Origin of the sequence: Streptomyces lienomycini (assembly GCF_027947595.1) — a bacterium.
Lineage (GTDB): Bacteria > Actinomycetota > Actinomycetes > Streptomycetales > Streptomycetaceae > Streptomyces > Streptomyces lienomycini.
In genome coordinates this window covers 4,157,082-4,181,905 of record NZ_CP116257.1, presented here as the reverse complement: position 1 = coordinate 4,181,905, position 24,824 = coordinate 4,157,082, and the positions used below count along the sequence as shown (strand labels likewise).

Sequence of the window (24,824 nt, the reverse complement as noted above, 5' to 3'; positions counted from 1 at the left end):
GTGACGCGGTGACGTGGTGACGGATCGGATGAGTCAGCGCTCGACGGCTTGGCGGATGCGGCGGGAGGGTGTGAAGGCGTAGAGGTCGAGGACGCCGGGAGGGTCGGCCAGGCCCGGCCCTCCGGCATCGACCCAGGCCGCGATGTCGTCTGCGGCGCCGCGGTCGTTGACCAGGCCGAGCCAGACGGGCCGTCCTCCGGCCGCGCGGCCGGAGGCGGAGGGCTGGATGACGATGACGTTGGCGTGCTCGCAGGCGTCCAGGCATCCGGTGACACGTAGCTGGGCGGTCTGTGCGAGGGAGGAGCGGAGTTGGTCGAGCTGGGCGGGGTGGTCCGGGCCGGGGATCTTCGCCGTGCCGCAGCAGCAGCCGCGGCAGACGGTGACCGTGCAGCGGGCCGCCCCCGCGCCGGCGGGGGCGGCATTGCGGCCGCGGCGGCTCACGGGGCGTTTCCGCTTCGGGCGCGGCGCCAGGCACCGTCGGCCAGCAGGCGCAGGCCGTTGAGGCCCACGACGACGGTGGAGCCCTCGTGTCCGGCGACACCGAGCGGCAGCGGAAGGGTCCCGACCAGGTCCCAGATGACCAGGCCGGTGATGAAGACCCCGGCGATGACCAGGTTCTGCACCACCAGGCGCCGGGCGCGGCGGGAGAGTGCGACGACGGTGGGGATGGTGGCCAGTTCGTCGCGGACCACGACGGCGTCGGCGGTCTCCAGGGCGAGGTCGGAGCCGGCCCGGCCCATGGCGATGCCGGTGTGGGCGGCGGCGAGTGCGGGGGCGTCGTTGACCCCGTCGCCGACCACCAGCACTTTGCGTCCGGCCTCTTCCAGTTCCTTGACGGCGTTGACCTTGTCCTGGGGGAGAAGGCCGGCGCGGACGTCGGTGATGCCGACCTCTTCCGCCAGGAGGGCGGCGGCGCGCGGGTTGTCGCCGGTGACCAGTACCGGCGCGGTTCCGGTCAGGGCGGTCAGCGCGGTGACGGTGGCGGCGGCCTCCTCGCGCAGCCGGTCGGCGATGCCCAGCACCCCGACCGGCGTGTTCTCGACCTCGATCAGGACGGCGGTGCGGCCCTCGTCCTCCAGCCGGGCGGCGACCACGGCGGCCGCATGATCAGGACCCCCGTTCAGCAGCCGTGCGGGGCTTCCGACGGCGACGGTCTTGCCCTCGACGGTGGCCGTCACACCGGTGCCGGGGGTGGAGGTGAAGTCCTCCCCTGCGGGGAGGATCAGGCCGCGGGTGAGGGCGGCGTCCACGACGGCGCGCGCCAGAGGGTGCTCGCTGGGGTGCTCGGCCGCCGCCGCGATCCGCAGCAGCTCCTCCTCGCTCAGACCGGAGGCGGCCAGCGGGTGGATGTCCGTCACCCGCGGGGTGCCCTCGGTCAGGGTGCCGGTCTTGTCCAGCGCCACCGCGTCGACCTGGCCGAGCTGTTCCATCACCACGGCGGACTTGACCAGCACACCGTGGCGTCCGGCGTTGGCGATGGCGGACAGCAGCGGCGGCATGGTGGCCAGTACCACCGCGCACGGGGAGGCGACGATCATGAAGGTCATGGCCCGCAGCAGTGTCGGCTGCAACGCCGCACCGAACAGCAGCGGCAGCACGAACAGCGCGACCGTGGCGGCCACCAACCCGATCGAGTACCGCTGCTCGACCTTCTCGATGAACAGCTGGGTGGGCGCCTTGGTCTCGGAAGCCTCCTCGACCATGGCCACGATCCGGGCGATCACCGAATCGGACGGGTCGCGCTCGACCTCCACCCGCAACGCGCCCGTGCCGTTCAGGGTGCCGGCGAACACCTCGTCGCCCTCCTGCTTGGCCACGGGCAAGGGCTCCCCGGTGATGGTGGCCTGGTCCACCTCGCTCGCGCCGTCCAGGATGCGGCCGTCGGCGCCGATCCGCTCACCTGGCCGCACCAGAACGGTGTCGCCCACGGCCAACTGCGCGGTGGGGACCGTCTCCTCGGTGCCGCAGTCGGCCAGACGGGTCGCGGTGGTGGGGGCGAGGTCGAGCAGGCCGCGCACCGAGTCGGCGGTGCGGGCGGTGGCGATCGCCTCCAGGGCGCCGGAGGTGGCGAAGATGACGATCAGCAGCGCGCCGTCCAGGACCTGACCGATCGCCGCCGCCCCCAGCGCCGCGACGACCATCAGCAGGTCCACGTCCAGCGTCTTCTCCCGAAGGGCCCGCAATCCGGCCCAGCCGGGCTCCCAGCCGCCGGTGGCGTAGGTGAGCGCGAACAGTGGCCCCCAGGACCACGCCGGCGCCCCCAGCAGGTGCAGCGGCAACGCGATCAGGAACAGCACCAGCGAGGCCGCCGCCCAGCGGGCCTCCGACAGCGCGAGGATCCTCGTGCGGCGCCGGGGCGTGCCCGCGTCACGCACGGCCGCGCCACCGGCGGACGCCGGGCGGGTCAGGGTGGAAGACATCGAACCAGGGATCCTTCGCAGACGTGAGCGGACAGCTCCAACACCACCACCGTAACAGGAATGAATGAACATCGATTCATGAATTCATGGTGCGTCGTACCATGGGCGCATGGGTCACGGAGCCAAACCGCCAGCCGACAGCGTTCCGCGCACACGCCTGGACGCGGCCAATGCCGCCAGGGTGGCCACCACCTTGCAGGCCCTGGCCACCCCGTCCAGGCTGCTGATCCTCGCCCGCCTGCGGGAGGGGCCGCTGCCGGCGACCGAGCTGGCCGCCGAGGTCGGCATGGAGCAGTCCGCCTGTTCCCACCAACTACGCCTGCTGCGCAACCTCGGCCTGGTCACGGGAACCCGTCACGGCCGCTCCGTCGTCTACGCGCTCTACGACAACCACGTGGCCGGACTTCTCGATCAGGCTCTGTACCACGTCGAGCACCTGCAACTGGGCCTGACCGACACCTCTGTCGGCCACGGGACGGCCACGACGGGCAGCAGCAGTGCGGTCAGCGGCGCGAACCCGGCGTAGCCCCAGCCGAGGCTGACAGTGGCGGCGACCGGGGCGACGAGCGGCGGGCCACCCGCATCGCCGAGTTCGGCCGCCCGCATCGTCTGTCCGATCCGTTCCTGCTGGTGCGGGTGAACGAGACCTTCGGCCTGCCACCTGCGGGGCGATGTCACCGCCCTCTCGCACGGTCTGCTTCTCGCGGGAGATCGGCCTGTCGGACACAGTGACCGCCTGTGTGCCGGGAAGCCCCGCGCACCGGTCGTCGACACACTGGAACCTTCGGGTCCCGGTGGCCGGGCTCTTGTCCGGTGATGATGAGGGCGGGCGAGACTTTCGGCCCTGTGCCGACGACGTATGCGTGTCGACGGGGTCGAAGCTGCCGCCGTTCTCCCTTTCACGCGGTCGTCCTCGAAGCCCCCGCCGGTGCGGGAAGGCTGGACGAGACCCCGTGATCCACTTTGTACTTCTTCTTGTCTGCGCAGTGGCGATCTATCTCTCGTGCGAGTGGTTCGTCAACGCCGTGGAGTGGCTGGGCGAGCGCCTCGACGTGGGCAGGATGGCCGTCGGCACGATCCTGGCCGCGTTCGGGACCGCGCTGCCGGAGTCGGTCGTGACGCTGGTCGCGGTGACCACCGGGGGCACCGAGGAGGCCAAGGACATCGGTGTCGGCGCTGCGATGGGCGGGCCGCTGGCGCTGGCCACGGTCGCCTACGGTGTCACCGGTGCGATGCTGCTGCGCAAGCGGCGCCGCGAACGCCTCACCGCCTTGGCCGTGACGGGCATGCCGCCCTCCGCCCCGTCCGCCCACCCGGACAGCGAGGAGGCCACCGGCACGCACCGGGACATGAAGCGCCTGGCCAAGGACCAGAAGTGGTTCCTGCCGATCTTCATCGTGAAGGTGGGGCTCGGCCTGGTGGCGTTCGCGTTCAAACCGGCTCTCGGTCTGCTGTTCTTCGCCGCGTACGCCGTCTACTTCTGGCGGGAGATCCGCAGCAGCCGCGCCGATGCCGGAGACGAGGACGAGGACGAGTTGGAGCCGCTGAAGCTCCAGCCCAAGGCCGCGTCACCCTCCACCTGGGCCGTGGTCGCGCAGACCTCGGCCACGCTGGTGGTGATCTTCATCGCCGCGCACTTCTTCGTGAAGCAGCTCGACGTCATCGGCCCGATGCTCGGTCTGTCCGCGACCGTGACCGCGCTGCTGCTCTCCCCGATCGCCACGGAACTGCCGGAAATCATGAACGCGGTGATCTGGGTGAGGCAGGGCAAGACGAAGCTTGCCCTGGCCAACATCTCCGGCGCCATGATGATCCAGGCCACCGTTCCCTCCGGAATCGGTCTGCTGTTCACCCGCTGGGACTTCGACGGCGCCCTGCTGTGGTCCGGGCTGATCACCATGGCCGCGATCACCTACCTGCTGCTGACCATGCGCGCCCACCGGCTCACTCCCCGGCGGCTGACGGTCGCAGCGGGCTTCTACGTGCTCTTCGCCCTCGGCCTGATCCCGATCCTCTCCTGACGGCAGCCAGGGAGCGCCGGCGGCCACGGCCGACGCCGGCACACTGGCAGCCCCCTCGCGGTCTCCGTCGCCTACGACGGCGCTCCGGCCTGTGTCGCCGAATCCGTCGGGGACCGTACGCGTTCGTCCCGGTATCGGGCTCCCCGACCTGCACCACTGGCTGTCGGACACCGCCGGCGGCATGCAGCACCGCATGGCCGACCACGGCCCGCCTCCTCAGGAACCAGCAGAGCAGACCCCATGATCCCCCCGCCCTTGGACAGCCGTGGGTGAACTGTTTAGACTGCGGTGCAGCGAAGGGGAGTAGTCCCGCAATACCGCTGGTCGACATACTGGACAGCCTGCCTGTCCCGGCCACCGGGCCCCGGCAGCACTGCCGCGGCGGACGAGACCTTCGGCCAAGCATGACCACCGTGCCCGCACACCCGTGCGGGCCGTACCGTCGTGCCGGGCCGAACCGGTTCTCGCCGCCCGCACCAGTGCCGCGCGAACCGGCGGCCCGGCCCAGCAGAAAGCACCGGGATGACCTTCGACCCCCTGGCGATCCTCACTGCCTTCGGGCTCATCTTCCTCGCCGAACTCCCCGACAAGACGATGTTCGCCTCCCTGGCCATGGGCACCCGCATGCGCCCCCTGTACGTGTGGTTCGGCACCTCCACCGCGTTCATCGTCCACGTCGCGATCGCTGTCGGGGCCGGCAGCCTCCTCAGCCTGCTCCCCGGCATGGCGGTCAAGCTCGTCTCCGCCGCCCTGTTCGCCTTCGGCGCCGTCGTCCTGCTGCGCAGTGGCGGCGACGATGACGACGAGGACGGAGCGAAGACCGTCACCGGTTTCTGGCCCGTGTACACGACCGCCTTCATGGCCGTCTTCATCAGCGAGTGGGGCGACCTCACCCAGATCACCACCGCCAACCTTGCCGCCACCAACGGCTGGCTGCCCACCGCCATCGGCTCCGCCCTCGCCCTCATGTCCGTCTCCGCCCTCGCCCTGCTCGCCGGCCGCTTCATCGCCAAACGCGTCCCCCTGAAGACGGTGCAGAGGTTCGGCGGCCTGTGCATGGCCGCCCTGGCCGTATGGACCCTCATCGAAGCCTTCACCGGCTAGGACGCACCCCTCGGTCGCGCCTGCCTGCTGACCGCCTACCGCCGGGCGCAGGGCAGGATGAGGCGAGGACGTCGGCCCCGACCGTCATCACCGGAGTACGGCGTGACTGGCACGCCGGCCACCGCGGCCCGGGCCACGGCCGCTGCCGGGATGTGCCGGGTGCGCAGCCGGGCTCAGGCGGAAGCGCGGGCGAGGGTGCCCGCGGTGAGCGTGGCCAGCATCTCCCGGAGGGCAGTCACGAAGTCCAGCTTGAACGCGGTGAGTGAGGGGTCGGCTTCGTAGGCGGCGAGCATTGCCGGGGAGGGCCGTGCGTGTGTCCACACGGCTCCGACGGTCATGATCATGGCTGCGGTCAACTGCGGTGCGCTGTCGCCCAGCTCGGGAAGGTGCTGGTGGGCCAACGCCGCGATGTCGGCGACGTTGGCCACGGCGGCGCGTTTGTGGCGGGCGGCCACCTGCGGCGAAACGTTGTGCTCCAGTACCCCCGCCTGCGCGCTGAGCAGGTCGCACAGGACCCGGCGTCGGGCGAGGGAGTCCGCGACGACGGCGGCGAACTGCTCTGCACGCCGGCTCACCGGAGCGCCCTGGTCGATGCCGGCGTGCGCGAGGGCAGGCAAGTCGGCCACCCACTGCTGCCAGGCACGGTCGAGCAGCTCCAGCAGGATCGCCTCACGCGACTCGAAGTAGCGCAGCACGTTGGACTTCGCCAGCCCGACGCGGCGGCTCAGCTCGTTCAGGCTGATCTCGCCGATGGGCATCTCCTCGAGCATGGCGGCGGTGGTGTCGAGGATGGCCTGGCGCCGTACCTCACGCTGCTCCTCACTGCGCGCGCGCTGGAAGTTCGTCATGCCCCCAGGTTACAGACTGCCGGTCTTTTGACATCAGGCCGGCGGTCTTCTACGTTTGCTCCCAGTCGAACAGACCGCCGGTCTGAAAAGCGGGCTGTCGCCACGTTGTCGACCGGCTCTGGGCGGACGGCACGGCCTGGCGCGGCGGCGGCCTGGGAGAACACCGCGGCACCGGAGCTCGGGGACGTTCACGGCGGCCCAGTGCCGCCGGGGCCTCAGCGGCATACGTCTGGACATCGTCCAAGTCGTCGCCGAAGCACACGAGATCAACGAACCGAGGAGTGTGACGACAGTGAACCACTGGACCCCCGACGACATCCCCGACCAGACCGGCCGCACCGCGCTGATCACCGGCGGGAACAGCGGCATCGGACTCGAGACCGCCCACGCGCTCGCCCGGCACGGAGCCCGCGTCATCCTGGCCGGCCGCAGCCGGACCAAGCTGGACCAGGCCGCGGAGGCTGTACGCGCCGCGACCCCCGAGGCCCGGACGGGCACCCTCGTGCTCGACCTCTCCGACCTCTCCTCCGTCCGCGACGCGGCCACCCGCATCGCCGAGACCGAGACGGTCGACCTGCTCTTCAACAACGCCGGCGTGATGAACCTGCCCGAGCGGCGGACCACCCACGACGGCCTCGAGATGACGGTCGGCACCAATCACCTCGGCCACTTCGCCTTCGACGCCCAGGTCTGGCCCGCCGTGCGCCGCTCGTCCGCACCGCGCGTGGTCACCGTCAGCGCCACCGCGGCACGGTGGCCCATGGGCAGACTGGACGACCTGATGAGCGAGAGGAGCTACCGCGCCATGGGCGCCTACGCCAAGTCCAAGCGCGCCAACATCGTCTACACCCTCGAACTCGCGCGCCGCACTGCGAACAGCCCCGTCGAGGCGCTCGTCGTCCACCCGGGCTCGGCGATGACCAACCTGCAGCAGCACGGCACCGGCCCCCTGAGCCGCGTGATCACACCGATCGCCGCACGCTTTCTCATGGGCTCGGCCGAGGGTGCCGCCTGGCCCTCCCTGTACGCGGCGACCAGCCCGCAGGTCCAGTCGGGCCGGTTCATCGGCCCCGCCGGACGCGACCAGACCTCCGGCACTCCCAAGCCCGCCAAGCTCCCCACCGGCGCCGACGACCCCGCGGAGGGCAGGCGGCTGTGGACGGAGAGCGAACAGCTCACAGGTGTCCCCTTCGACATCGAAGCCGGGGCCGCCGTCTGAGGCCGTCTTCACAGGCCCCAGAGGGTGGATCACGGGGGCGCGACACGGCGTCGGCGAGCCGGCACGCGCGACGTGCACGAGGGCGCACCCGGGTCGTGCTCCGGGTGCGCCCGCCTGGTGAGGGTCCGACGGGGGAAGGGTCAGTTGGCGAAGCAGAAGCCGAAGCTCCAGCACTGGATGGTGCGGGTGGCGGTGTCGGAGTGGCCCGCGTCGTCGGTGACGGTGAGGGAGGCGGTGAAGTTCTGCTGGGCGGCCGGGTAGCGGTGCGAGGTGGTCACCCCGCTGCCGTTCTGCCCGTCGCCGAAGCTCCAGGCGTAGGAGGCGATGTCGTCGTCGGGGTCGGTGGTGCCGGAGGCGTCGAAGTCGCAGCCGGTCTGCATGCAGAAGGCGGTGAAGGACGCGCTGGGCGTGTCGCCCGCCGGGGGTGCGCCGACCCGTACGGTGCGGGTCGCGGTGTCGGAGTGGCCCGCGTCGTCGGTGACGGTGAGGGTGACCTCGTAGGTGCCGACGGACGCGTAGGTGTGCGACGGGTCGGCGCCGGTGCCGGTCTTCTCGTCGCCGAAGTCCCAGGCGTAGGAGGCGATGTCACCGTCCGGGTCGGTGGAGCCGGACGCGTCGAAGGCGCAGGTCGGCTCCGTGGCGGAGCAGTCGGCGGTGAAGGACGCCGTGGGCTCGCCCGGCGTGGGTTCGTCGTCGCCGCCCAGGCCGGACACGTTGAGCAGGAGGTTGGGCGAGCCGCTGCCCGGGTTGCCGACCTCGCCCTGGTCGGCGCCGTTCACCAGCGCGTCGCGGACCTCCCGCGGTGCGGCGCCGCGGTGGGCGGACAGGTACAGGGCGGCGGCGCCCGCGACGTGCGGGGACGCCATCGACGTACCGTTCATCGTGGTCTGACCGCCGCCGTTGCGGGTGGAGACGATGTCGCTGCCGGGGGCGAACAGGTCGAGGCAGCGGCCGTAGTTGGAGAAGCTGGAGCGGGTGTCACTGCTGGTGGTCGCGCCCACGGTGATCGCGGCGGCGGTGCGGGACGGGCTGTAGTCGCAGGCGTCCCGGTTGTTGTTGCCGGCCGCGATGACCGTGGTGACGCCCGCGTCGACCAGGCCCTGGACGGCCTGGTCGACGGAGGAGTTGGGGTCGCCGCCGATCGACATGTTGGCCACGGAGGGACCGGAGGCGTTGCGCGCCACCCAGTCCATGCCGTCGATGACCGTCGACCAGGGGGCCGTGCCCTGGCAGTTCAGTACGCGTACGGAGACGACACCGACGTCCTTGGCGATGCCGTAGTCCCGCGAGCCCACCGTGCCCGAGACGTGGGTGCCGTGGCCCTGGCAGTCGCTGGCGTCCGGGTCGTTGTCGCTGAAGTCGTAGCCGCTGGAGGCACGGCCCTCGAAGTTCGGGTGGTCCATGTCGACGCCGGTGTCGATGACGTAGGCGGTGACTGCGGAGCCGGTGTTGGGGTACGTGTAGGCGCTGTCGAGTGCGCCGTCGACGCGGTCGATGCCGTACGAGGGCGGGTTGGGCTGGGTGCCGACGAGGCGGGCGGTTCCGTCGGCCTCCACGTACGCGACGCCGTCGGCGGCGGCTAGCCGCTTGGCCTGGGTCTCGGTGGCGGATATCGAGAAGCCCCGGAAGGCCGCCGAGTAGACCTGGCGAACCTGCGCGCCGTACCGCTGGGCGAGGCCCCGGGCGTCGGCCCGCACGTCGGCCTCGGCGCCCGCCCGCACCGACGGCCGGCCCTCCAGGGCCACGATGTACCGGCCCTTGACCGCGCCGGCGGTGTCCGCGTTCCGGATCGTGCCCTCGGTGGGCGTCGGACCCGCCGGGGCGGCGGTGGCCTGTCCGGCGAGCGCCAGTACCGTCGTCGCCGCCGCTCCGACGCACAGCGCGGTCAGCTGATTTCTCCTTATGCGCATACCTCTGCTCCTCCGCTGAATGGGGGGCGGTTCCGGAGGGGGAGCCGCCGGAACCGGGCGGGCTCACCCTCCGCCGGGCGAGGTGCGCGAACAATCCGTGGAGCAGTAGGTATCCCCTACGTATTCGACGCTGTGTCACCGCCACGTCGTCGCACCGACACCGAGACCACTCACGTCCCGTCGGCCGGTACGTCGGCCCGGGAGGAGACACCGAGTTTGCGCAGCACCTTCGCGACGTGCTGCTCGATGGTGCGCGGCGACAGGAACAGCACGTCGGCGATCTCCCGGTTGGTGTGGCCGAGGGACACCAGGCGGGCCACCTCGCGTTCGCGGGGCGAGAGGGAGTCGCCGTAGCCGCGCCGTCCGCGTCGGGACGGTGCCACCACGCCGGTGCCGCGCAGCACCCGGCGGCAGCGGGCGGCGTCCCGGGTGGCGCCGAGGGCGGCGAACTCCTCGGCGACGCCGCCCATGTCCGGCGCCGTCTTCGGGTCGCCCAGTGCCAACGTCTCCCGGGCGGCGGCCTCTCCGGCGCGGGCGGCGGCGTACGGCCGGGGCAGCGCGGCGTATCCGGCACGGGCGGCGCTGAAGGAGTGCGCGGCGTCCTCGTGCAGTTCGCCGGCGGCGGCGAGGATGCCCCGGCAGGCGTCCACGGCGGCCCGGCCGAGCGGCACGTCCAGGCCCGCGACACCGGAGGCGAGTTCCTCGGTCACCGCCTCCGCCTCGGAACGGCGCCCGTCCCGCACGTACGCCGCGACCGCCATCGGCGTGAGTTCCGCACCCCAGGCCCAGATGTCCTTGCGCCGGACGCGGGCCACGGCCCGGTCGGCCAGGGCGCAGGCGGCGCTGGTCTGTCCGCGGGAGAGCAGCAGGCGGACGCGGGCGCCGGACGCGGCCGCGAGGACCGGTGCGGGGGCGTTGTCCGGGTCGGCGAGACCGGCGGCGTCCAGCCGGGTGGCCGCCTCCTCCCACTCGCCCCGGGCCAGCGCCAGCTGACCGAGGACGAGTTGCGCGTCGGCGGCGACCGGGGCCACTCCGGGGTTGTCCCGCAGGATGCCGTGGGCGCGGGCGGACAGCTCCTGCCAGTGGCCGGCGTGCCAGTCCAGGCGCAGTCCGGTGCCGGCCGCGATGCCGGCGACGAACGTCGCTCCGTGCTCGCCGGCCAGCCGCTCGGCCTCCCGGCAGTAGCGGCGGGCCAGAGGGTCCCGGCCCAGCCAGGCCGCGTAGTCGGCGAGGTTGCCCCAGGTGCGGGCCGCCTGCACGCGGACCTCGGGGCCGGTTCGTTCGCCCTCCCGCAGGGCCTGTTCGGCCTCTTCCCAGACGCGTGGGTCGCCACGGCCCGCGCGCAGGGTGAAGTGGTTGCCGCGCACCGCCATCCGCAGTGCCGCGTCCGCCTCACCGGCCTCCACGGACTCCTCGGCGACGAGGGCCTCGGCGCGCGTCACCCACCGCTCGTACACCGGATAGGGGTGGTCGCCCCAGCCGGGCAGCGCGAGGGCCGCCATGCCGCGGGCGGCGAGGGCGGGGCGTCCGCGCAGTTCCTCGACGGCGATCTCGGTGTCGGCGCGAGCCTGTTCGTAGTCGCCGGCGTGGTTGTGCAGCAGCAGTCCGAGGTTGAGCCGGATCTCCCCGCGCAGTGGGTCCGGCAGGCGGTCGTCCTGGACGATGCGTCGCAGCAGCTCGGCGGCCTGCCGGTGGGAGACGCTGTGCACGGCGGCACGGCTGAGCCGGGTCGCCAGCTCGGCCCGTGCCAGGGGCGCAAGGCGGGCGTCCGCCAGCAGGTCCTCCAGCAGCTGGACGGCGAGGGCCAGGTCCCCCATGCGCTGCGCCGCCCGCGCGGCCGCCTCGCCGTAGCGGTGCCACTCGGCGGTGTCGGCGGACTCCTTGGCGTGGTAGGCGAGGTGCACGACGGGCTGCGGCCGGACGCCGTCCAGGGCCCGCACGGCCCGCCGGTGGAGGGCACGGCGGGCGGGTCCCGGGATGCTGCGGTAGACGGCCTGCTGGGCCAGGGTGTGCCGGAACCCGTAGCGGTCGGGCCCCAGTTCGTGCAGCACACCGGCGCCGAGCGCCTCGCGCAGCGCGGGCCCCGCCCAGGGCTCGCCGTCCCGGTCCGTCCCGGCGTCGGTCACGGTCGCGATCAACTCCTCGCCGGAGGGGACGCGCAGCACCGCGGTGGCCCGCACGCAGGCGGTGGCCTCCGGGGACAGCAGGGCCAGCCGGTCGGCCATCGCCTCGTGCAGCCGGGTCGGCACGCCGACGGCGTCCAGCGGGTCCGTGCCGTCCAGGCGGCCCGGCAGGGACCGTACGACCTCCTCCAGGACGAATGGGATGCCGGCGGTGCGTTCGTGCAGCGCCTCGGCGAGGGCGTCCGGTATCCGAGCGTTGCCGGTGAGGGCGGCGGTCATGCTGCGCACGGCCGGCACGTCCAGGGGGCCCAGCGGTACCAGGACCGCCGTCGTGCCCGGCGGTTGCCGGTAGGCGCGGCCCAGCGGCAGCCCGGCGCCCGGCAGTTCCTCGCGGCGGTAGCTGAGCACCACGCCGAGCCCGGCCGGTGGGTCGTCCACCAGGAAGCGCACCAGGTCCCGGGTGCCCTCGTCCGCCCAGTGCAGGTCCTCCACGACGACCACGGTTCCGCCGACGCGGTCCAGCAGCGCCCGCACCGCCCGGAACAGCCGGTGCCGGCTCGCGTCGGGGTCGGCGAGCGGCTCGGGCGCGGGCGGCAACCGGTCGCCCAGCTCGGGCAGGTAGGACCGCAGCGCCCCGCACACCGGGTTGAGGTCCGAGGGCAGACGGCCCTCCAGACGGCGCAGCAGCTCGAACACCGGGCCGTACGGGAAGGGTTCACGCAGTGGGTGGCAGCCTCCCGCGAGCACCGTCCGGCCGCGTACCGAGGCATGTCCGAGAGCCTCCCGGATGAGCCGTGTCTTCCCGATCCCGGCCTCGCCCTCCACCAGCACCACCGCCGGAGGGTGCGCGAGCGCGTCCCGTACCGCGTGCAGTTCTCCCGTGCGCCCCACCAGAACGGGGGTCTCGACGCGTCGGAGAGCAGCGGGGTCGGTCATGCACGGCTCCGGATGCAGGGGCGGCAGAGGGGCGCCGCGAAACTAGCGCCCCGGGCTCGGCACGGCAATACGGCGGGGCGGCACCGGTGCAACGGGGGAGGCGTTGTGTCGCACGGCTCGCCGCATGACTGGCCTCGAACACCGCGGACCGGCCCATGCCCTGGCGCTGACCAAGAAGGAAGCCGCTCGCCCGGACAACGTCCGGCCGCACCAGCCTGCTTGGGGCGGGTTCGGTCCGCCGACGCTTCCCTCCACCGCACCCCGCCGCGGACCGCTGGGCGGTTTCGTTCGGATCAGTCGGCCGTCGATCCGGATGCGCCGTTGACCTGGCTCACTCGATCGTCGCGAGGTCCAGGTCGGACATGTCGAGTACGAAGCGGTAGCGGACGTCATTGCGCCGGAGACGTCCGAGGGCCTCGTTCACCCGCGCCGAGGGAAGCACCTCGACGTCGGCGGTGATGCCGTGCTGGGCGCAGAAGTCCAGCATGGCGGCGGTCGCGGGCCTGCCGCCACTGCCTGCGGAGCTGAGTTTCCTGCGTCCCACGAGCAGGTCGAGGGTCTCCACGGTGACGGGCCCGAGGTGCCCGAGGTGGCTGAGCGTCCCGTCCAGGGCGACCAGGCGCAGGTAGGGGCCGAGGTCGTGCGGGGCGGAAATGGTGTCGACGACCACGTCGAACCGGTCGCGGGCGGCGGCCATCTGCTCCGGATCCGTGGAGACGATGAGACCGCGGGCGCCGAGACGTCGGGCGTCGCCGATTTTGTCCGGTGAGCGGCTGATGACCGAGGTGTCCGCGCCGAGCGCCACCGCGATCTTGACCGCAAGGTGGCCCAGGCCGCCCAGTCCGGCCACGGCGACGCGGGTCCCCGGCCCCACCCCGAGGGCGTGCAGCGGTTCCCAGACAGTGATCCCTGCGCAGAGCAGCGGAGCGGCGGCGGCCGGATCCAGTGCGGCGGGAAGAGTGTGGGCGAAGCGGTCGCGGACGACGTACTCGCGGGAGTAGCCCCCCAGGGTGGTCGAACCGTCGTGCCGGTCGGTGCCGCCGTAGGTCAGGGTCGGAAGGGAGTGGCAGAAGTTCTCCTGGCCGGCCCGGCACATGGCGCACACGCCGCACGAGTCGACGATGTTGCCCACCGCTACGGAATCACCGGCGGTGAAGCGGGTGACCGCAGGGCCGGTCTCGGTCACCACCCCCGTGAACTCGTGTCCGGGCACCAGGGGTCGGCTCCCCGCACCGCCCTGGGCGGCGACGGCGTGCAGATCGGAGTGGCAGACGCCGCAGTAGTCCACCCGGACGGCAAGGTCGTCAGGGCGCAGATCGCGTCGCTTCAGTGGTGTCCGGCGCAGTGCCGACGACGAGCCGTCCACCTGCCAGCCAACGGTGCTCCTCAAGATGTCTCCTCACAGACAGACTGTTCGGTCTATTACTGTAGCGCTTCGACCCGCCGTTTCGACCCGCGGACAGACCAACTGTTCTGTCTGATAGCTTGAGAGCATGGCTGATCAGCCCAGGACCGCACGTGGAGCCGCGACGCACCAGCGCATCCTCGAAGTGGCGACCCAGGAATTCGCCGAGCATGGGATCGCCGGTGCGCGCGTCGAGCGGATCGTGGCTGGGGCACGCACGAACAAGGCACAGCTCTACGCCTACTTCGACAGCAAGGAAGGGCTCTTCGACGCCATTTTCCTCGGCTCGCTGGAGCGGATCGTGAACGTCGTCCCGATCGACGCCACCGACCTCGCGGACTGGGCCGTACGCCTCTACGACGAGTACCTTCGCCGGCCCGACCTCATTCGGCTGGCCACCTGGGCACGCCTGGAGCGACGCCCGGCCGGTCACCTGCTGGACGACTCCGACCGCCTCGACGACCGCAAACTGCGCGCCATCGCCGAGGCGCAAGCATCCGGTCTGGTGCGTCAGGGAGACCCGTTCGACATCATGGCCATGGTGATCTCCATGTCCATGGCGTGGTCACCGGTCAGCAACGTCTACGCGGCGACGGCCCAGGAGCCCCCCGAACTCCACGACCGGCGCCGAGCCCTGCTCCACGAGAGCGTCCACCGCGCCGTGACCGCCGACCACGCCCGACCTTGACTCCGTCGGGGATCTTGGAGTCTCCCGGCGCGGCACGGACCGTGGTGCGACGAGGACCGCAGGGGACGCTTTCGGCTACGGCGTCGCAAACCCACGTGTGCGACATTCAGTAGCAACCCGGTGACCGGGTTCCGCCGTGTGCACCGGACGAGGGAGAGCAGTTGTTACGTCTTCAGTCAGTGAGCAAGCGCTATGGCCGCGGCGACTGGATCCTGAGAGACGTGGACGTGGAGGCCCCGGCCGGTGAGGTCGTGGCATTCGCAGGCGGCAACGGATCAGGGAAGTCGACGCTGCTGCGGATCGCCGTGGGCCTGTCCCGGCCGACCCGCGGCACAGTGGCCGCCCGGCCACCCGTCGTCGGGTACGTCCCGGACCGGTTCTCCCCCAACGAACGCATGTCGGCCGCGGCGTACCTGACACACATGGGCCGCGTCCGCGGGCTGACCACCTCGGCCGCGTCGGCGCGGGCCGACCGGCTGCTGGACCGACTCGCCCTGGTGGGCGGCAAGCACGCCACCCTGCGCAGCCTGTCGAAGGGCAACGCGCAGAAGGTCGCGCTGGCCCAGGCCCTCCTCGTGGACCCCGGGCTGCTCGTCCTGGACGAGCCGTGGTCCGGGCTGGACGCCGACGCCCACGGCGTGCTCGCCGAGATCATGACCGAGGTCGCGGCCTCCGGCGGCACCGTCGTGTTCACCGACCACCGCGAGTCGGTCACCCGGGCCCGCGCCACCCGGACCTACACGGTCAGCAAGGGCCACGTGTCGCTGCGGGGCCCGGAGCCGGGGCCGCTGGCCACCACCGGGCAGCGGCCCGCTTCCGACGTCGTCCTGGCCGCGGGCCGGGACGGGCGCGCACCGCAGGCCCTCGCCTGGGAACAGCTGGACGGCGTCACCGCGGTGCGCCGGGACGTCACCGGCGTCAGGCTGCGCGTGGGACGCGAGTCCACCGACGCCCTGCTGTTCACCGCGATCCAGCACGGCTGGTCCGTCCAGACCGTCACCGAAACGACCACGGACCACCACCGGACGCCGGACGCCGCGACAAACGGAGACACGCGGTGATCGCCCTCATCCGCTACACCCTCGCCACCGTGCTGCACACCCAGCGCTACCTCGCCCCGCTGCTCCTGTTCACGGGCCTGCTGGGCGTACTGACCGTCAACGGCAGCGGCCCGCTGCCTCCGGCCTACGCCTCTTCCGCCGGCGCCCTGTTCGTCTGCTCGACCTGGCTGACGGTCACGCTGATGAGCCTCGACGACCCTCCGCAGCGGGCGATCCTCGTCGTCACCGCGGGCGGCCGGTCGCTCACGGTACTGCTCGCGGCGATCGGCACGGCCCTGCTGAGCTGTCTGGCCCTGATGGTCTTCGGGCTGTTCTTCCCGCTGTGGATGGGCGACTACGCAGTCACCACGGCCGACCTCCTGCTGGGCCTGGAGGCGCAGCTCACCTGCGCCCTCGTCGGCATCGCCATCGGCGTGCTGTGCTCACGGCCGGTCTTCAAACGGCAGGGATACGCGCTGGTCGCCGCCCTCGCGCTGGTGACGGGGACCCTCTTCGCCAAGGACATGCCTCCGGTCAACCGCCTGTTCACCCTGATGGCCACCACCCCCGACGCGGCGGAACTGCTCGCCCCCGCCGGTGTCATGCTGGCGATCTCGGCGGTGATCCTCGCCGTGTGCACCGCCGTCGCCCAGTTCGTCACCGGGCGCCGGGAGTAGCCCGCCGGGCGACGCCTGTCGTTCGTGCCGCCGAACGCGTCCAGTCCGTACCGGAGTTCCGGCCCATACGCGCCCCGGCGCCGGTTCGCAGCGGGCTCCCCAGCTCCTTGCCCCGCTGGTTGCGGGTGCGTCGGAGGGGGAGGGGCAGCGCGAAGTCGATCCGCTGCTCCTCGTCGAACGCGGAGCGCCTGCGGTCACAGTGTCGTCAGCCGGCCGCCCTTGCCTCCGTGGCCGCCAGGTACTCACGCAGTGTCCGGCGGGACTGGACGAGTGTGTCGATCTGCTCGTCCAGTGCGGCTGTGCGCGCCCGCAGCAGGTCCAGGGTCTCCGGGCAGGGCTTCAGATCGGGGTCTCCGCCCGTGACGCACGGTTGGAGGTACCCGATCTCCTGTGTCGACAGCCCGGCGTCCAGCAGTTTCCTGATCTGGGACACGGTCAGTACGGCGTCCTCGCCGTACTCGCGGTAGCCGTTGCCGCCGCGGCCGGGTACCAGCAGGCCCTGAGTCTCGTAGTACCGCAGTTGGTGCCGATTCACCCCGGTCCTCCGGCTCAACTCCCCGATCAGCACGCGGAATCCCCCTTGACCTTCATACCGGTGTGAACGTTGACGATAGTGCCACCTTGCGCCACCGACCAGGGAAGGAGCACATGATGCACACCGCCCCACCTGTCACGGTTCTCGGCCTCGGACTGATGGGCGGCGCCCTCGCCGGGGCGTTCCTGCGCGCGGGACACCCGACGACCGTGTGGAATCGCACGTCGGCCAAGGCGGACGACCTCGTGGCCCGGGGCGCGACGCTCGCGGAATCCCCGGCGGCCGCGATCGCGGCCGCCCCGCTCGTGGTGGTCTGCGTATCGGACTACGACGCCGTGATGAACGTCCTCGAGGGACCACTCGACGATCGGGTCGTGGTGAACCTGACCTCGGGCACGCCCTCGCGCGCCCGAGAGCTCGCCGAGGAGGTGGTGCGCCGCGGCGGCGGATACCTCGACGGCGGGGTCATGGCCGTCCCGGAGGCAGTCGGCACGGCTGACGCCGTACTCGCCTACAGTGGACCACGATCACTGTACGACGCCCAGAAGTCCGCACTGGGCAGTCTCGGCACGGGGCTCCACCTCGGTGATGACCCCGGACTGTCGGCCACACACGAGATGGCCACGCTCGTCCTCATGTGGAGCATGCTCGACGGCTTCCTCAACGGCGCCGCGATTCTCGGCTCGGCCGGCGTGTCCGCTACGGCGTACCTCCCCGTCGCACGGACCGCGATCGACATGGTGGCAGGCTGGCTTCCGGGCTACGCACGCCAGGCCGACGACGGCGTCTACCCGGCCGACGACGGCACCGTGAACACCCACCTGACGGCGATGAGGCAGGTGGTCGAGGAGAGCGAAGTGCTCGGCGTCAACTCCGAGCTGCCGAGGCTCGTCATGGCGCTGGCGGAACGAGCGGCGACCGCCGGCCATGGCGGCAGCGGATACGTGGCGCTGGTGGAACAGTTCCGCAAGCGCTGAGCCGCTCGCAGCGCCAGGTCCTCACCCAGGTCGGCCGGCACTGCCGGCTGGCAGCCGGTTCACGGGCGCTGGAAAGCGACCTCTGAACGGCTCGGGAACGGCGGTGTTCAATCAGAGGGGGCACATAGTCCGCCGCACAGAACCTATCTCCTCTGCCCCGCGAGCGTGTCCAGGACGTCCGCAACCGGGGTGGGATCCAGCGGGCCGACGTGTGACGCCCCGGGGAAATCGTGCACACGGAAGCGGTTGCCGGGTGTGGACGCGTCGGCTTCCGCGATCATCCTGTCCTGGAGCGCGGTGGCGATCGTACGGTCCCTGCCGAAACGCAGGTACGTGCGGGGAACGCGTCCCCAACCGCCGGCCCGGCCGACCGCTCGGCCCGCATAGGCGGCGACGGGCTCGTCGGTCTGCATGCCGGCCAGTATCCGGCGGAAGTCGGCGTCGGGGTAGTCCGCGCAGATCATCTCCTTCAGGAGGGCCAGCTCACCGCTGACACCCGTACGGAAGTTCAGCCGCAACACCCCGAGCCGGTCGGGGTCACCCACCGTCAGCTCCACCGGGCTGACGGCGTTCGCGTTCTCGGGTGCCGCCGTGCAGGCGTCCGCCGTGGGCAGGACGCGGCTGGGACAGAACGCCGCCATGTAGCAGATGTGGTGAAGCAGGTGCGGGACGGCGTCGCCGACACGGCTGACCGACACGCCACCCAGGCTGTGCCCGACCAGCACCACCGGACCGTTCCGTGCGGCCTGCCGCACGATGCCCGTGACGCGCGCCTCGTAGTCGTCCAGCCCGAGGCCCTTCAGCGGGGAGGGCTCGACCGCCATCGCTGTGAGGTCCTGCCGCTGGTACGACTCCGCCACGAAGGCCTCCGCGCCGTGCTGCGGCTGGTCCACCATGATGACGCGGTGGCCTCGCAGCACCAGTTCCCGCGCGATCGGCATCCAGAACGCGCCGGCGCTGTGCGTACCGTGCACCAGCACGTAAGTCACGAGCCCGCGATGCGGGGTCGCCGCAGCCGGCGAGGTTCCCAGCCCGGTGGCCAGCGCCATGCCTCCCACCGCGAGTCCGAGCCCACGCAGCGCCGTCCGTCGGGTGGCGCCTTTTCGTTCTTCGTTCGTGTCATCCATCATGAACACAACGCTATGAACGGCCCGTGCCGCCCACCAGCGGTCCAGCACCCCCCACAGGGGTGGACCCAGAATCACCCTGCCGTGCGGCTCGCAGGCTCCGACCCGCGCGCCGGGAGCGGCCGGACCGCCCGGACGCCCTCCGAGCCTTCCAGCGCGGGTGGCAGCCCCGCCGGGTCCGGCCCGGAGCACCACCGGCGTCAGGCGCCCGAACGCTGTCAGGTCCCAGTCTCGATGTCGGTGGCGGATGGCATCCTCGGCTCCATGGATCACTCCGCGCGGGTCACCGCGTTCACAGGTCTCGTCGGACCGCCGCCCGGCCCGGCGCCCGCCGTCGACTGGGCGGCGGTCGAGGGCTGGCTCGGCACCCCGCTGCCCGGTGACTACAAGGCGCTCGTGACGGCGTACGGTGCGGCCGAGATGGGCGGCCCGGACGCGGCGATCCGGCTCCACCCCCCGTGCGTCAGCACCGACGGCCGCTTCGAGTACGCAGCATGGATCGTCGAGACGCACCGGCACTCGGCGATCCGGCCCGGCATGTTCACCGCGCGTCGGCGCCCCTTCCTGCCCGAGGAGGGCGGCCTGCTCGCCTTCGCCACGACGAGGAGCGGTGACCACCTCTTCTGGAACACGGGCGTGTCGGACGACCCCGACGAGTGGCCGGTCACGCTCATGACCACGAATGTGGCAGTCGGGGCGGGCGAGCCCTGGGTGGACTACGAAGTCCCCCTTCTGGAGCTGCTGTTCACGCTGCTGCGCACGGGCGTGCCGCACCCGGGCGAGCCCGGCGGGCTGCTGGGCCCGCTGTCCTCGCGGATACGGGTCTGGCCGCCGCTGGCCGGGGCCGCACCCTGGTCGCCACCGCCTGCGGGCACCGCCGTGGACGCGCGGCAGCACGCGGCGCTCACCGAGGGCCTGGGCCTTGACGCCGTCATGGCGCTGGTTCCACCGCCCCTGGAGCCGTATCTGGGCGAGGGCACATGGGAGCGGGTCTTCGAGCGGCTCGGGACCCGGCTGCCGCCGGACTTCGTGGCGCTCGCAGAGCGGTACGGGGCGGGCAACTGGAGCTGGTGGCTGGACATGAGCGCCCCACTGTCCCTGGACCGGTCACGGGAGCAGGGGCTCGCGGCCGCAGTCGAGGACATGCTTGACGGATACCGCCAACTGCGCGCCGCCCATCCCCAGTACTACCCGATGCCCGCGTGGCCCGAGCCCGGCGGCTTCCTGCCGTTCGCGTCGACGATCGACGGGGACCAGATCGGCTGGTGCGCGGACGGCCCGCCCGAGACGTGGCGCGTAGCCGTCAACCCACGCCACGGGGACCAAGGACCGCCCCTGACAGGCGACTTCACGGCGACCCTGCTCACGTGGTTGCGCGGCGGCCCCGCCGAATCCGGCTTCCCCGGTCTGACCGGCCGGGACCTGCATCCGCTGGACGTCATGTTCTTCGAACCGTTCGGGTCGGGCGTGCCGTGGTGAAGGCCCCAAGGCGACGGGCTGGGGCCTCAGCACCGTTGCGTCAGGGCCATGAGCGGCTGTTGCGGTCGTGGGCGAAGAACGCGACGGCGGTGCGGACGGTGTAGTCCTGGGTCTGTGGAGGGCTGTCTCGCGTTCGGGCGTACTTGCCCGTCGGGTTCTTTCGGGCGCGGGCAGGAGGTCGCCCAGAGGGTCGCCTCGATCACGCGGACCGGCAGCAGTTCCCGGAGGACGCCGTAGCCGATGCGGGCGAGGGAGGAACCGTCACCCAGGTGCTCGGCCGGGGTGGGGACACGGCGGGCCCCGAAACGCACGAGGAACCTCGCCCCTCGGACTCCGGTCCGAAGGCGGCGGCAACGAGCGCTCGGGTGCCACACTCGACCAGGGTCGGCAGCCACCGTGCGCAGGCCCGGGTGGAAGGACCCGTCCTGCCCAGGGCGGGCGACAGGCCCGGCAAGCGTCTCGCACAGCGCGAGAGCGAGCAAGAAGTACACCACCCGACGCGAAGTCCACGATCCGGGTCAACTCGACCTCCCGGTTAAGCAGCCACTTCGTGAACGAATTTTCGAAGGGGTGCGTGAACACTGTGTCGCCGGGCACAAGGGCTATCGCACCGAGATCCTGGCATCCGGAACGGATCGGGATCCACCAACAAGGGGGCGAACTCAGGCCTTGTGCGGCCTATGTGCGCACACGCCTGAGTCGCAATTGACGATGGAGTTCTGAAATGATCATTCTCGGGCTTATTCTGCTGATCATCGGCCTGCTTGTCGGCATGGGTCTGCTCACGACGATCGGTGGCATTCTCATTCTGGTCGGCGCCATCCTGTGGATCCTGGGTGCGACCGGCCGCGCGGTCGGCGGACGCAAGCACTTCTTCTAATGAGCGAGTCGGCCGGTGCGGAGGGGTGGAGGAAGGACCTCTTGACGAGCTCCTCGCCCTTGCCGCCTCCTACGCCGAGGGCACCCACAAGTCTCAGTTGAGCAACCAGATCTACCACGCGATCCGCCACCTTGATGACGACCAGCGCACCGAGGTCTTACACCTCGGTGCGCTGGTCGTCGCGGCCCCGCCCCGGATGGGCAAGTCCATCTCTCGCCGCACCCCCCTGCGGCGGCACGCTGGAAGGGCGAACAGCGCGCCGATCGTCGCCCACCCACCGTCCCTGCCGGGCGACCGGAGAGTCACCGTGCACAGCAGCGGCGGCCGGTGACACGCCTCCTGCTCCACCGCCCAGCCTGCACACCCCGGCCTGGGTGTGATCGTTCCCGAAGGGGACTCAGCCGGCCCCTCGGGGTCGCGTCGGCGCGGTCTGCGTACGGCACCGGCGCCGGGCCCTGTTCTTGCGGTGCTCATCTTCCGGAACGCGGAGGGCTCGTCGGTAGCTCCACGGTGATGCGGAGGCCGCCGGCGGGGCGGGGGGTGAGGGTGAGGGTGCCGTCGTGGGCCTGAGTGATGGTGTTGACGATGGCCAGGCCCAGGCCGACGCCCGGGTGGCCGGTGTGTACGCGTTCCGTGCCGCGCTGGAACGGCTCGGTCAGGGTCGAGGCCTGGTGGGCGTTGATCAGTTCGCCGGTGTTCTCGACGGTGAGCAGCGAGGTGTGGGCGCCGGGGGTGGTGTGGACCCAGACTCTGCCCCGGCCGGGGATGTTGTGGACGATCGCGTTGTGGACGAGGTTCGTGGTCAGTTGCAGGAGGAGGGTCGGCGAACCGACTGAAGGGGTCACGTCGCCGCCGGTTTCCAGGATGACGCCGTGTCTCTCCGCGAGGGGGAGGAGAGTTTCGGTCGCCTCCTCGGCGAGGAGGGACAGGTCGACGTGTTCCCGGGCGAAGGAGCGCTGGCCGGCGCGGCTGAGCAGGAGGAGGGCCTCGGTGAGGTCGATCGCCCGGGTGTTCACGGAGTGGAGGCGGTCGATGATCTCGTCGGTGTCCTGGTCCGGGTCGGTGCGGGCCACATCGAGGAGGGCTTTCGAGACGGCCAGCGGGGTGCGAAGCTCGTGAGAGGCGTTGGCCGCGAAGCGCTGCTGCTCGACCACGTGGGCTTCGAGGCGGGCGAGCATCGTGTCCAAGGCGTCGGCGAGTTCGCGGAACTCGTCCCTGCGACCCGGCAACCGGATCCGGTGGGACAGCGACCCGGCCTCAGCCGTACGGGTGGCGTGTGTGATCCGGTCCAGAGGGGCGAGCATCCGTCCGGCCAGGAACCATCCGCCCAGGAGGCCGAACACCAGGAGGAACGCCATGACCCCCGCTGCCGTCGGGGCGAAACTGCGGAGGAAGACCGTGCCGGGAGTCGCTCTCACCGCTCCCCGTTCGTTGGTGAGCAACCACCCCTGGCGCAGGAGGAACACTCCCACGGCCGCGAGCAGCAGGGCGCCCGCCAGCATGAGGAAGCCTGCGTAGCTGAGGGTGAGTTTGAGACGGACACTCAAGCCGCGCCGTCTATCCACGGTCACCACCGGCCTGCCCGGCCACGGCCGCCCCTGTGTCGATGCGGTAGCCGACGCCCGGCACGGTGGCGATGGTCCACGGTTCACCGAGGCGCTTGCGCAGAGCCGAGACGGTGATGCGGACCGCGTTGGTGAAGGGGTCGGCGTTCTCGTCCCACGCGCGTTCCAGGAGTTCCTCGGCGCTGACGACACCACCCTCCGCGGCGACCAGCACTTCGAGTACCGCGAACTGCTTCCTGGTCAGCGCGACGTAGCGGCCGTCCCGGTAGACCTCTCTGCGGAACGGGTCGACGCGCAGACCGGCTATCTCGCGCACGGGAGGCCTGCTGTGGGCGCGTCTGCGGTCGAGGGCCCTGAGTCTGAGCGCGAGCTCCCGCAGTTCGAACGGCTTGGTGAGGTAGTCGTCGGCGCCGAGCCCGAAGCCGGAGGCCTTGTCGTCGAGGCGGTCGGCCGCGGTGAGCATGAGGATCGGCATTCCGCTGCCCGAGGCGACGATGCGCGCGGCGATCTCGTCGCCGGACGGGCCCGGGATGTCGCGGTCGAGGACGGCGATGTCGTAGGCGTTGATGCTCAGCAGCGCCAAAGCGGTGTCGCCGTCCCCCGCGATGTCGCCCGCGATCGCCTCCAGGCGCAGGCCGTCGCGAATCGCCTCCGCCAGGTAGGGCTCGTCCTCAACAATCAGAACACGCATGCCGTCGAGGTTACGAGTGGGCGCATATCGTCGGCATATCGAAAACCGCATACGTGTCGGCAACACCGCGCCCCGTTCACTCACCGTATGCGCCAGACCTCACCACCAGCTGCACCTCCAACAACAACACCGGAAGCAGAAGCAACGAGAGGGACCGCCCCAGCAAGAAGTCGGCTGCCGCTCGCCGCGTTGCGTCGGGCTGTCCGGTCGGGAGCCTGGAAGCGGGGCCCGGTGCTCACGGGAGCCGCGCTGCTGCTGGGCCTGGTCATGCTGCTGCACGCCGAGATCCCGAACCGGATCGGGTCTCTCGGCAGTCTCGTGGAGACCTTCCTGCCGTGGTTCGGGCTCTTCGTCCCCGTGCTGGCGGCCGGGGCGTTGTGGCGCCGATCGGCCGCTGCGGTGCTCGCTCTGGTGCTTCCGGTCACGGTATGGCTGAGCCTCTTCGGCGGGCTGCTCGCCGACAAGTCCGAACCGGGCGGCGACCTCACCGTGGCCACCCACAACGTCGGCGCCGACAACCCGGACCCGGCCGGCACCGCCCGCCACCTGGTCGCCTCAGGGGTCGACGTGCTGGCCCTCGAGGAGATCACCGCGGAGGACCGGACAGCGTACGAGAAGGAACTGGCGGGAGCGTACCCGTACCACACGGTGCAGGGCACGGTGGGGCTGTGGAGCCGGCTGCCGCTGTCTCACACGCGACCCGTCGACATCAGGACGGACTACGGGCCGCTGGCCGACACCAAGCCCGCCGACGTCCAGGCGGCCGACGGCCGGGCGCTGCGCGCCACGGTGGCCACGGACCGGGGACCGCTGGTGGTGTACGTGGCCCACCTGGGCTCCGTACGCCTCAATCCCCGGGCGGGCTTCTGGACGGACTCCCGCGACCGGAACGCGCGGGCACTCGGCGATGTGCTCGCCGCAGACCCGAGCGAGCGGGTGATACTGCTCGGTGACCTGAACGGAAGCCTGGACGACCGCGCGTTGGCGGGCATCACCTCGCAGCTTCACTCGACGCAGGACGCGGCAGGAGACGGTTTCGGCTTCAGCTGGCCGGCGACGTTCCCGGTGGCGCGGATCGACCAGATCCTGGTGCGCGGCCTGGAGCCGACCGGTTCGTGGGTGCTGTCCGCCACCGGCAGCGACCATCTGCCGGTGGCGGCCGGCATCAGCTGGTGAGCG

The 24,824-nt window shown here is 71.6% G+C and carries 22 protein-coding genes; 12 read left to right on the top strand and 10 right to left on the bottom strand.

What is annotated here, in order from left to right; all coding sequences use genetic code 11:
- Window positions 1-33: 33 nt before the first annotated feature.
- Together BJ961_RS18905 and BJ961_RS18900 are read right to left on the bottom strand one after the other, a co-directional pair.
- On the bottom strand, window positions 34-441 hold the full coding sequence (locus BJ961_RS18905) for a (2Fe-2S) ferredoxin domain-containing protein (protein WP_271413966.1): 408 nt from the start codon (window positions 439-441) through the stop codon (window positions 34-36).
- Window positions 438-2,420 (bottom strand): heavy metal translocating P-type ATPase, encoded by a 1,983-nt coding sequence (locus tag BJ961_RS18900; protein ID WP_271413965.1) that lies wholly within the window; start codon window positions 2,418-2,420, stop codon window positions 438-440. Before BJ961_RS18900 ends, BJ961_RS18905 begins: the two co-directional genes overlap by 4 nt.
- Before the next feature lie 109 nt (window positions 2,421-2,529).
- Here BJ961_RS18900 and BJ961_RS18895 point away from each other — a divergent pair, with 109 nt between their 5' ends.
- The 3 genes from BJ961_RS18895 (at window position 2,530) to BJ961_RS18885 (ending at window position 5,545) form a co-directional block, all read left to right on the top strand.
- Window positions 2,530-2,946, top strand: a complete 417-nt coding sequence (locus BJ961_RS18895; RefSeq protein WP_271413964.1) for an ArsR/SmtB family transcription factor — start codon at window positions 2,530-2,532, stop codon at window positions 2,944-2,946.
- A 427-nt stretch (window positions 2,947-3,373) separates the two neighbouring features.
- Window positions 3,374-4,441 carry a sodium:calcium antiporter gene (locus BJ961_RS18890; protein WP_333782085.1) on the top strand — a complete coding sequence of 356 codons (1,068 nt, stop codon included), beginning with the start codon at window positions 3,374-3,376 and terminating at the stop codon, window positions 4,439-4,441.
- A 522-nt stretch (window positions 4,442-4,963) separates the two neighbouring features.
- Window positions 4,964-5,545: a TMEM165/GDT1 family protein gene (locus tag BJ961_RS18885; protein ID WP_271413963.1), complete on the top strand. Its 582-nt coding sequence runs from the start codon at window positions 4,964-4,966 to the stop codon at window positions 5,543-5,545.
- A gap of 173 nt (window positions 5,546-5,718) precedes the next feature.
- Here BJ961_RS18885 and BJ961_RS18880 read toward each other — a convergent pair whose 3' ends face one another.
- Complete coding sequence (locus tag BJ961_RS18880) at window positions 5,719-6,393, bottom strand: TetR/AcrR family transcriptional regulator (RefSeq protein ID WP_271413962.1); 675 nt, start codon at window positions 6,391-6,393, stop codon at window positions 5,719-5,721.
- Between the two features lie 292 nt (window positions 6,394-6,685).
- Here BJ961_RS18880 and BJ961_RS18875 point away from each other — a divergent pair, with 292 nt between their 5' ends.
- Window positions 6,686-7,612: an oxidoreductase gene (locus BJ961_RS18875; RefSeq protein ID WP_271413961.1), complete on the top strand. Its 927-nt coding sequence runs from the start codon at window positions 6,686-6,688 to the stop codon at window positions 7,610-7,612.
- 140 nt (window positions 7,613-7,752) lie between these two features.
- On the opposite strand, the gene BJ961_RS18870 is transcribed toward BJ961_RS18875, so the two are convergent.
- The 3 genes from BJ961_RS18870 to BJ961_RS18860 all read right to left on the bottom strand — a co-directional run bounded on the left by BJ961_RS18870 (window position 7,753) and on the right by BJ961_RS18860 (window position 13,971).
- Window positions 7,753-9,522 (bottom strand): S8 family serine peptidase, encoded by a 1,770-nt coding sequence (locus tag BJ961_RS18870; RefSeq protein ID WP_271413960.1) that lies wholly within the window; start codon window positions 9,520-9,522, stop codon window positions 7,753-7,755.
- A 170-nt stretch (window positions 9,523-9,692) separates the two neighbouring features.
- Window positions 9,693-12,581, bottom strand: a complete 2,889-nt coding sequence (locus tag BJ961_RS18865; protein WP_271413959.1) for an ATP-binding protein — start codon at window positions 12,579-12,581, stop codon at window positions 9,693-9,695.
- A 331-nt stretch (window positions 12,582-12,912) separates the two neighbouring features.
- The gene (locus tag BJ961_RS18860) at window positions 12,913-13,971 is read right to left on the bottom strand and encodes an NAD(P)-dependent alcohol dehydrogenase (RefSeq protein WP_271413958.1); all 1,059 of its coding nucleotides are present in this window, start codon (window positions 13,969-13,971) and stop codon (window positions 12,913-12,915) included.
- Window positions 13,972-14,074: 103 nt separating this feature from the next.
- Here BJ961_RS18860 and BJ961_RS18855 point away from each other — a divergent pair, with 103 nt between their 5' ends.
- From BJ961_RS18855 to BJ961_RS18845, 3 genes are all read left to right on the top strand, one after another.
- Window positions 14,075-14,674, top strand: a complete 600-nt coding sequence (locus tag BJ961_RS18855) for a TetR family transcriptional regulator (protein ID WP_271413957.1) — start codon at window positions 14,075-14,077, stop codon at window positions 14,672-14,674.
- Window positions 14,675-14,853: 179 nt separating this feature from the next.
- Window positions 14,854-15,735: an ATP-binding cassette domain-containing protein gene (locus BJ961_RS18850; protein ID WP_271413956.1), complete on the top strand. Its 882-nt coding sequence runs from the start codon at window positions 14,854-14,856 to the stop codon at window positions 15,733-15,735.
- On the top strand, window positions 15,732-16,391 hold the full coding sequence (locus BJ961_RS18845; protein ID WP_271413955.1) for a hypothetical protein: 660 nt from the start codon (window positions 15,732-15,734) through the stop codon (window positions 16,389-16,391). Before BJ961_RS18850 ends, BJ961_RS18845 begins: the two co-directional genes overlap by 4 nt.
- 205 nt (window positions 16,392-16,596) lie before the next feature.
- Here BJ961_RS18845 and BJ961_RS18840 read toward each other — a convergent pair whose 3' ends face one another.
- Complete coding sequence (locus tag BJ961_RS18840; protein WP_271413954.1) at window positions 16,597-16,959, bottom strand: MerR family transcriptional regulator; 363 nt, start codon at window positions 16,957-16,959, stop codon at window positions 16,597-16,599.
- Window positions 16,960-17,039: 80 nt separating this feature from the next.
- On the opposite strand from BJ961_RS18840, the gene BJ961_RS18835 reads away from it, so the two are divergent.
- Window positions 17,040-17,903 (top strand): NAD(P)-dependent oxidoreductase, encoded by an 864-nt coding sequence (locus BJ961_RS18835; protein WP_271413953.1) that lies wholly within the window; start codon window positions 17,040-17,042, stop codon window positions 17,901-17,903.
- A 143-nt stretch (window positions 17,904-18,046) separates the two neighbouring features.
- Here BJ961_RS18835 and BJ961_RS18830 read toward each other — a convergent pair whose 3' ends face one another.
- Complete coding sequence (locus tag BJ961_RS18830; RefSeq protein ID WP_271413952.1) at window positions 18,047-18,952, bottom strand: alpha/beta fold hydrolase; 906 nt, start codon at window positions 18,950-18,952, stop codon at window positions 18,047-18,049.
- 342 nt (window positions 18,953-19,294) lie between these two features.
- On the opposite strand from BJ961_RS18830, the gene BJ961_RS18825 reads away from it, so the two are divergent.
- From BJ961_RS18825 to BJ961_RS18815, 3 genes are all read left to right on the top strand, one after another.
- Window positions 19,295-20,509, top strand: a complete 1,215-nt coding sequence (locus tag BJ961_RS18825; RefSeq protein ID WP_271413951.1) for an SMI1/KNR4 family protein — start codon at window positions 19,295-19,297, stop codon at window positions 20,507-20,509.
- Between the two features lie 724 nt (window positions 20,510-21,233).
- The gene (locus tag BJ961_RS18820) at window positions 21,234-21,389 is read left to right on the top strand and encodes a hypothetical protein (RefSeq protein WP_010059700.1); all 156 of its coding nucleotides are present in this window, start codon (window positions 21,234-21,236) and stop codon (window positions 21,387-21,389) included.
- Between the two features lie 25 nt (window positions 21,390-21,414).
- A complete protein-coding gene (locus BJ961_RS18815; protein ID WP_271413950.1) occupies window positions 21,415-21,720 on the top strand; it encodes a hypothetical protein in 306 nt (101 codons plus the stop codon).
- A 139-nt stretch (window positions 21,721-21,859) separates the two neighbouring features.
- On the opposite strand, the gene BJ961_RS18810 is transcribed toward BJ961_RS18815, so the two are convergent.
- Window positions 21,860-22,954: a sensor histidine kinase gene (locus BJ961_RS18810; protein ID WP_271413949.1), complete on the bottom strand. Its 1,095-nt coding sequence runs from the start codon at window positions 22,952-22,954 to the stop codon at window positions 21,860-21,862.
- Complete coding sequence (locus BJ961_RS18805) at window positions 22,947-23,645, bottom strand: response regulator transcription factor (protein WP_271413948.1); 699 nt, start codon at window positions 23,643-23,645, stop codon at window positions 22,947-22,949. The genes BJ961_RS18810 and BJ961_RS18805 overlap by 8 nt, the downstream gene beginning before the upstream one ends.
- A gap of 87 nt (window positions 23,646-23,732) precedes the next feature.
- Between BJ961_RS18805 and BJ961_RS18800 the strand changes: the two genes are divergently transcribed.
- Window positions 23,733-24,821: an endonuclease/exonuclease/phosphatase family protein gene (locus BJ961_RS18800; RefSeq protein WP_381160987.1), complete on the top strand. Its 1,089-nt coding sequence runs from the start codon at window positions 23,733-23,735 to the stop codon at window positions 24,819-24,821.
- The last annotated feature ends 3 nt before the right edge of the window (window positions 24,822-24,824 follow it).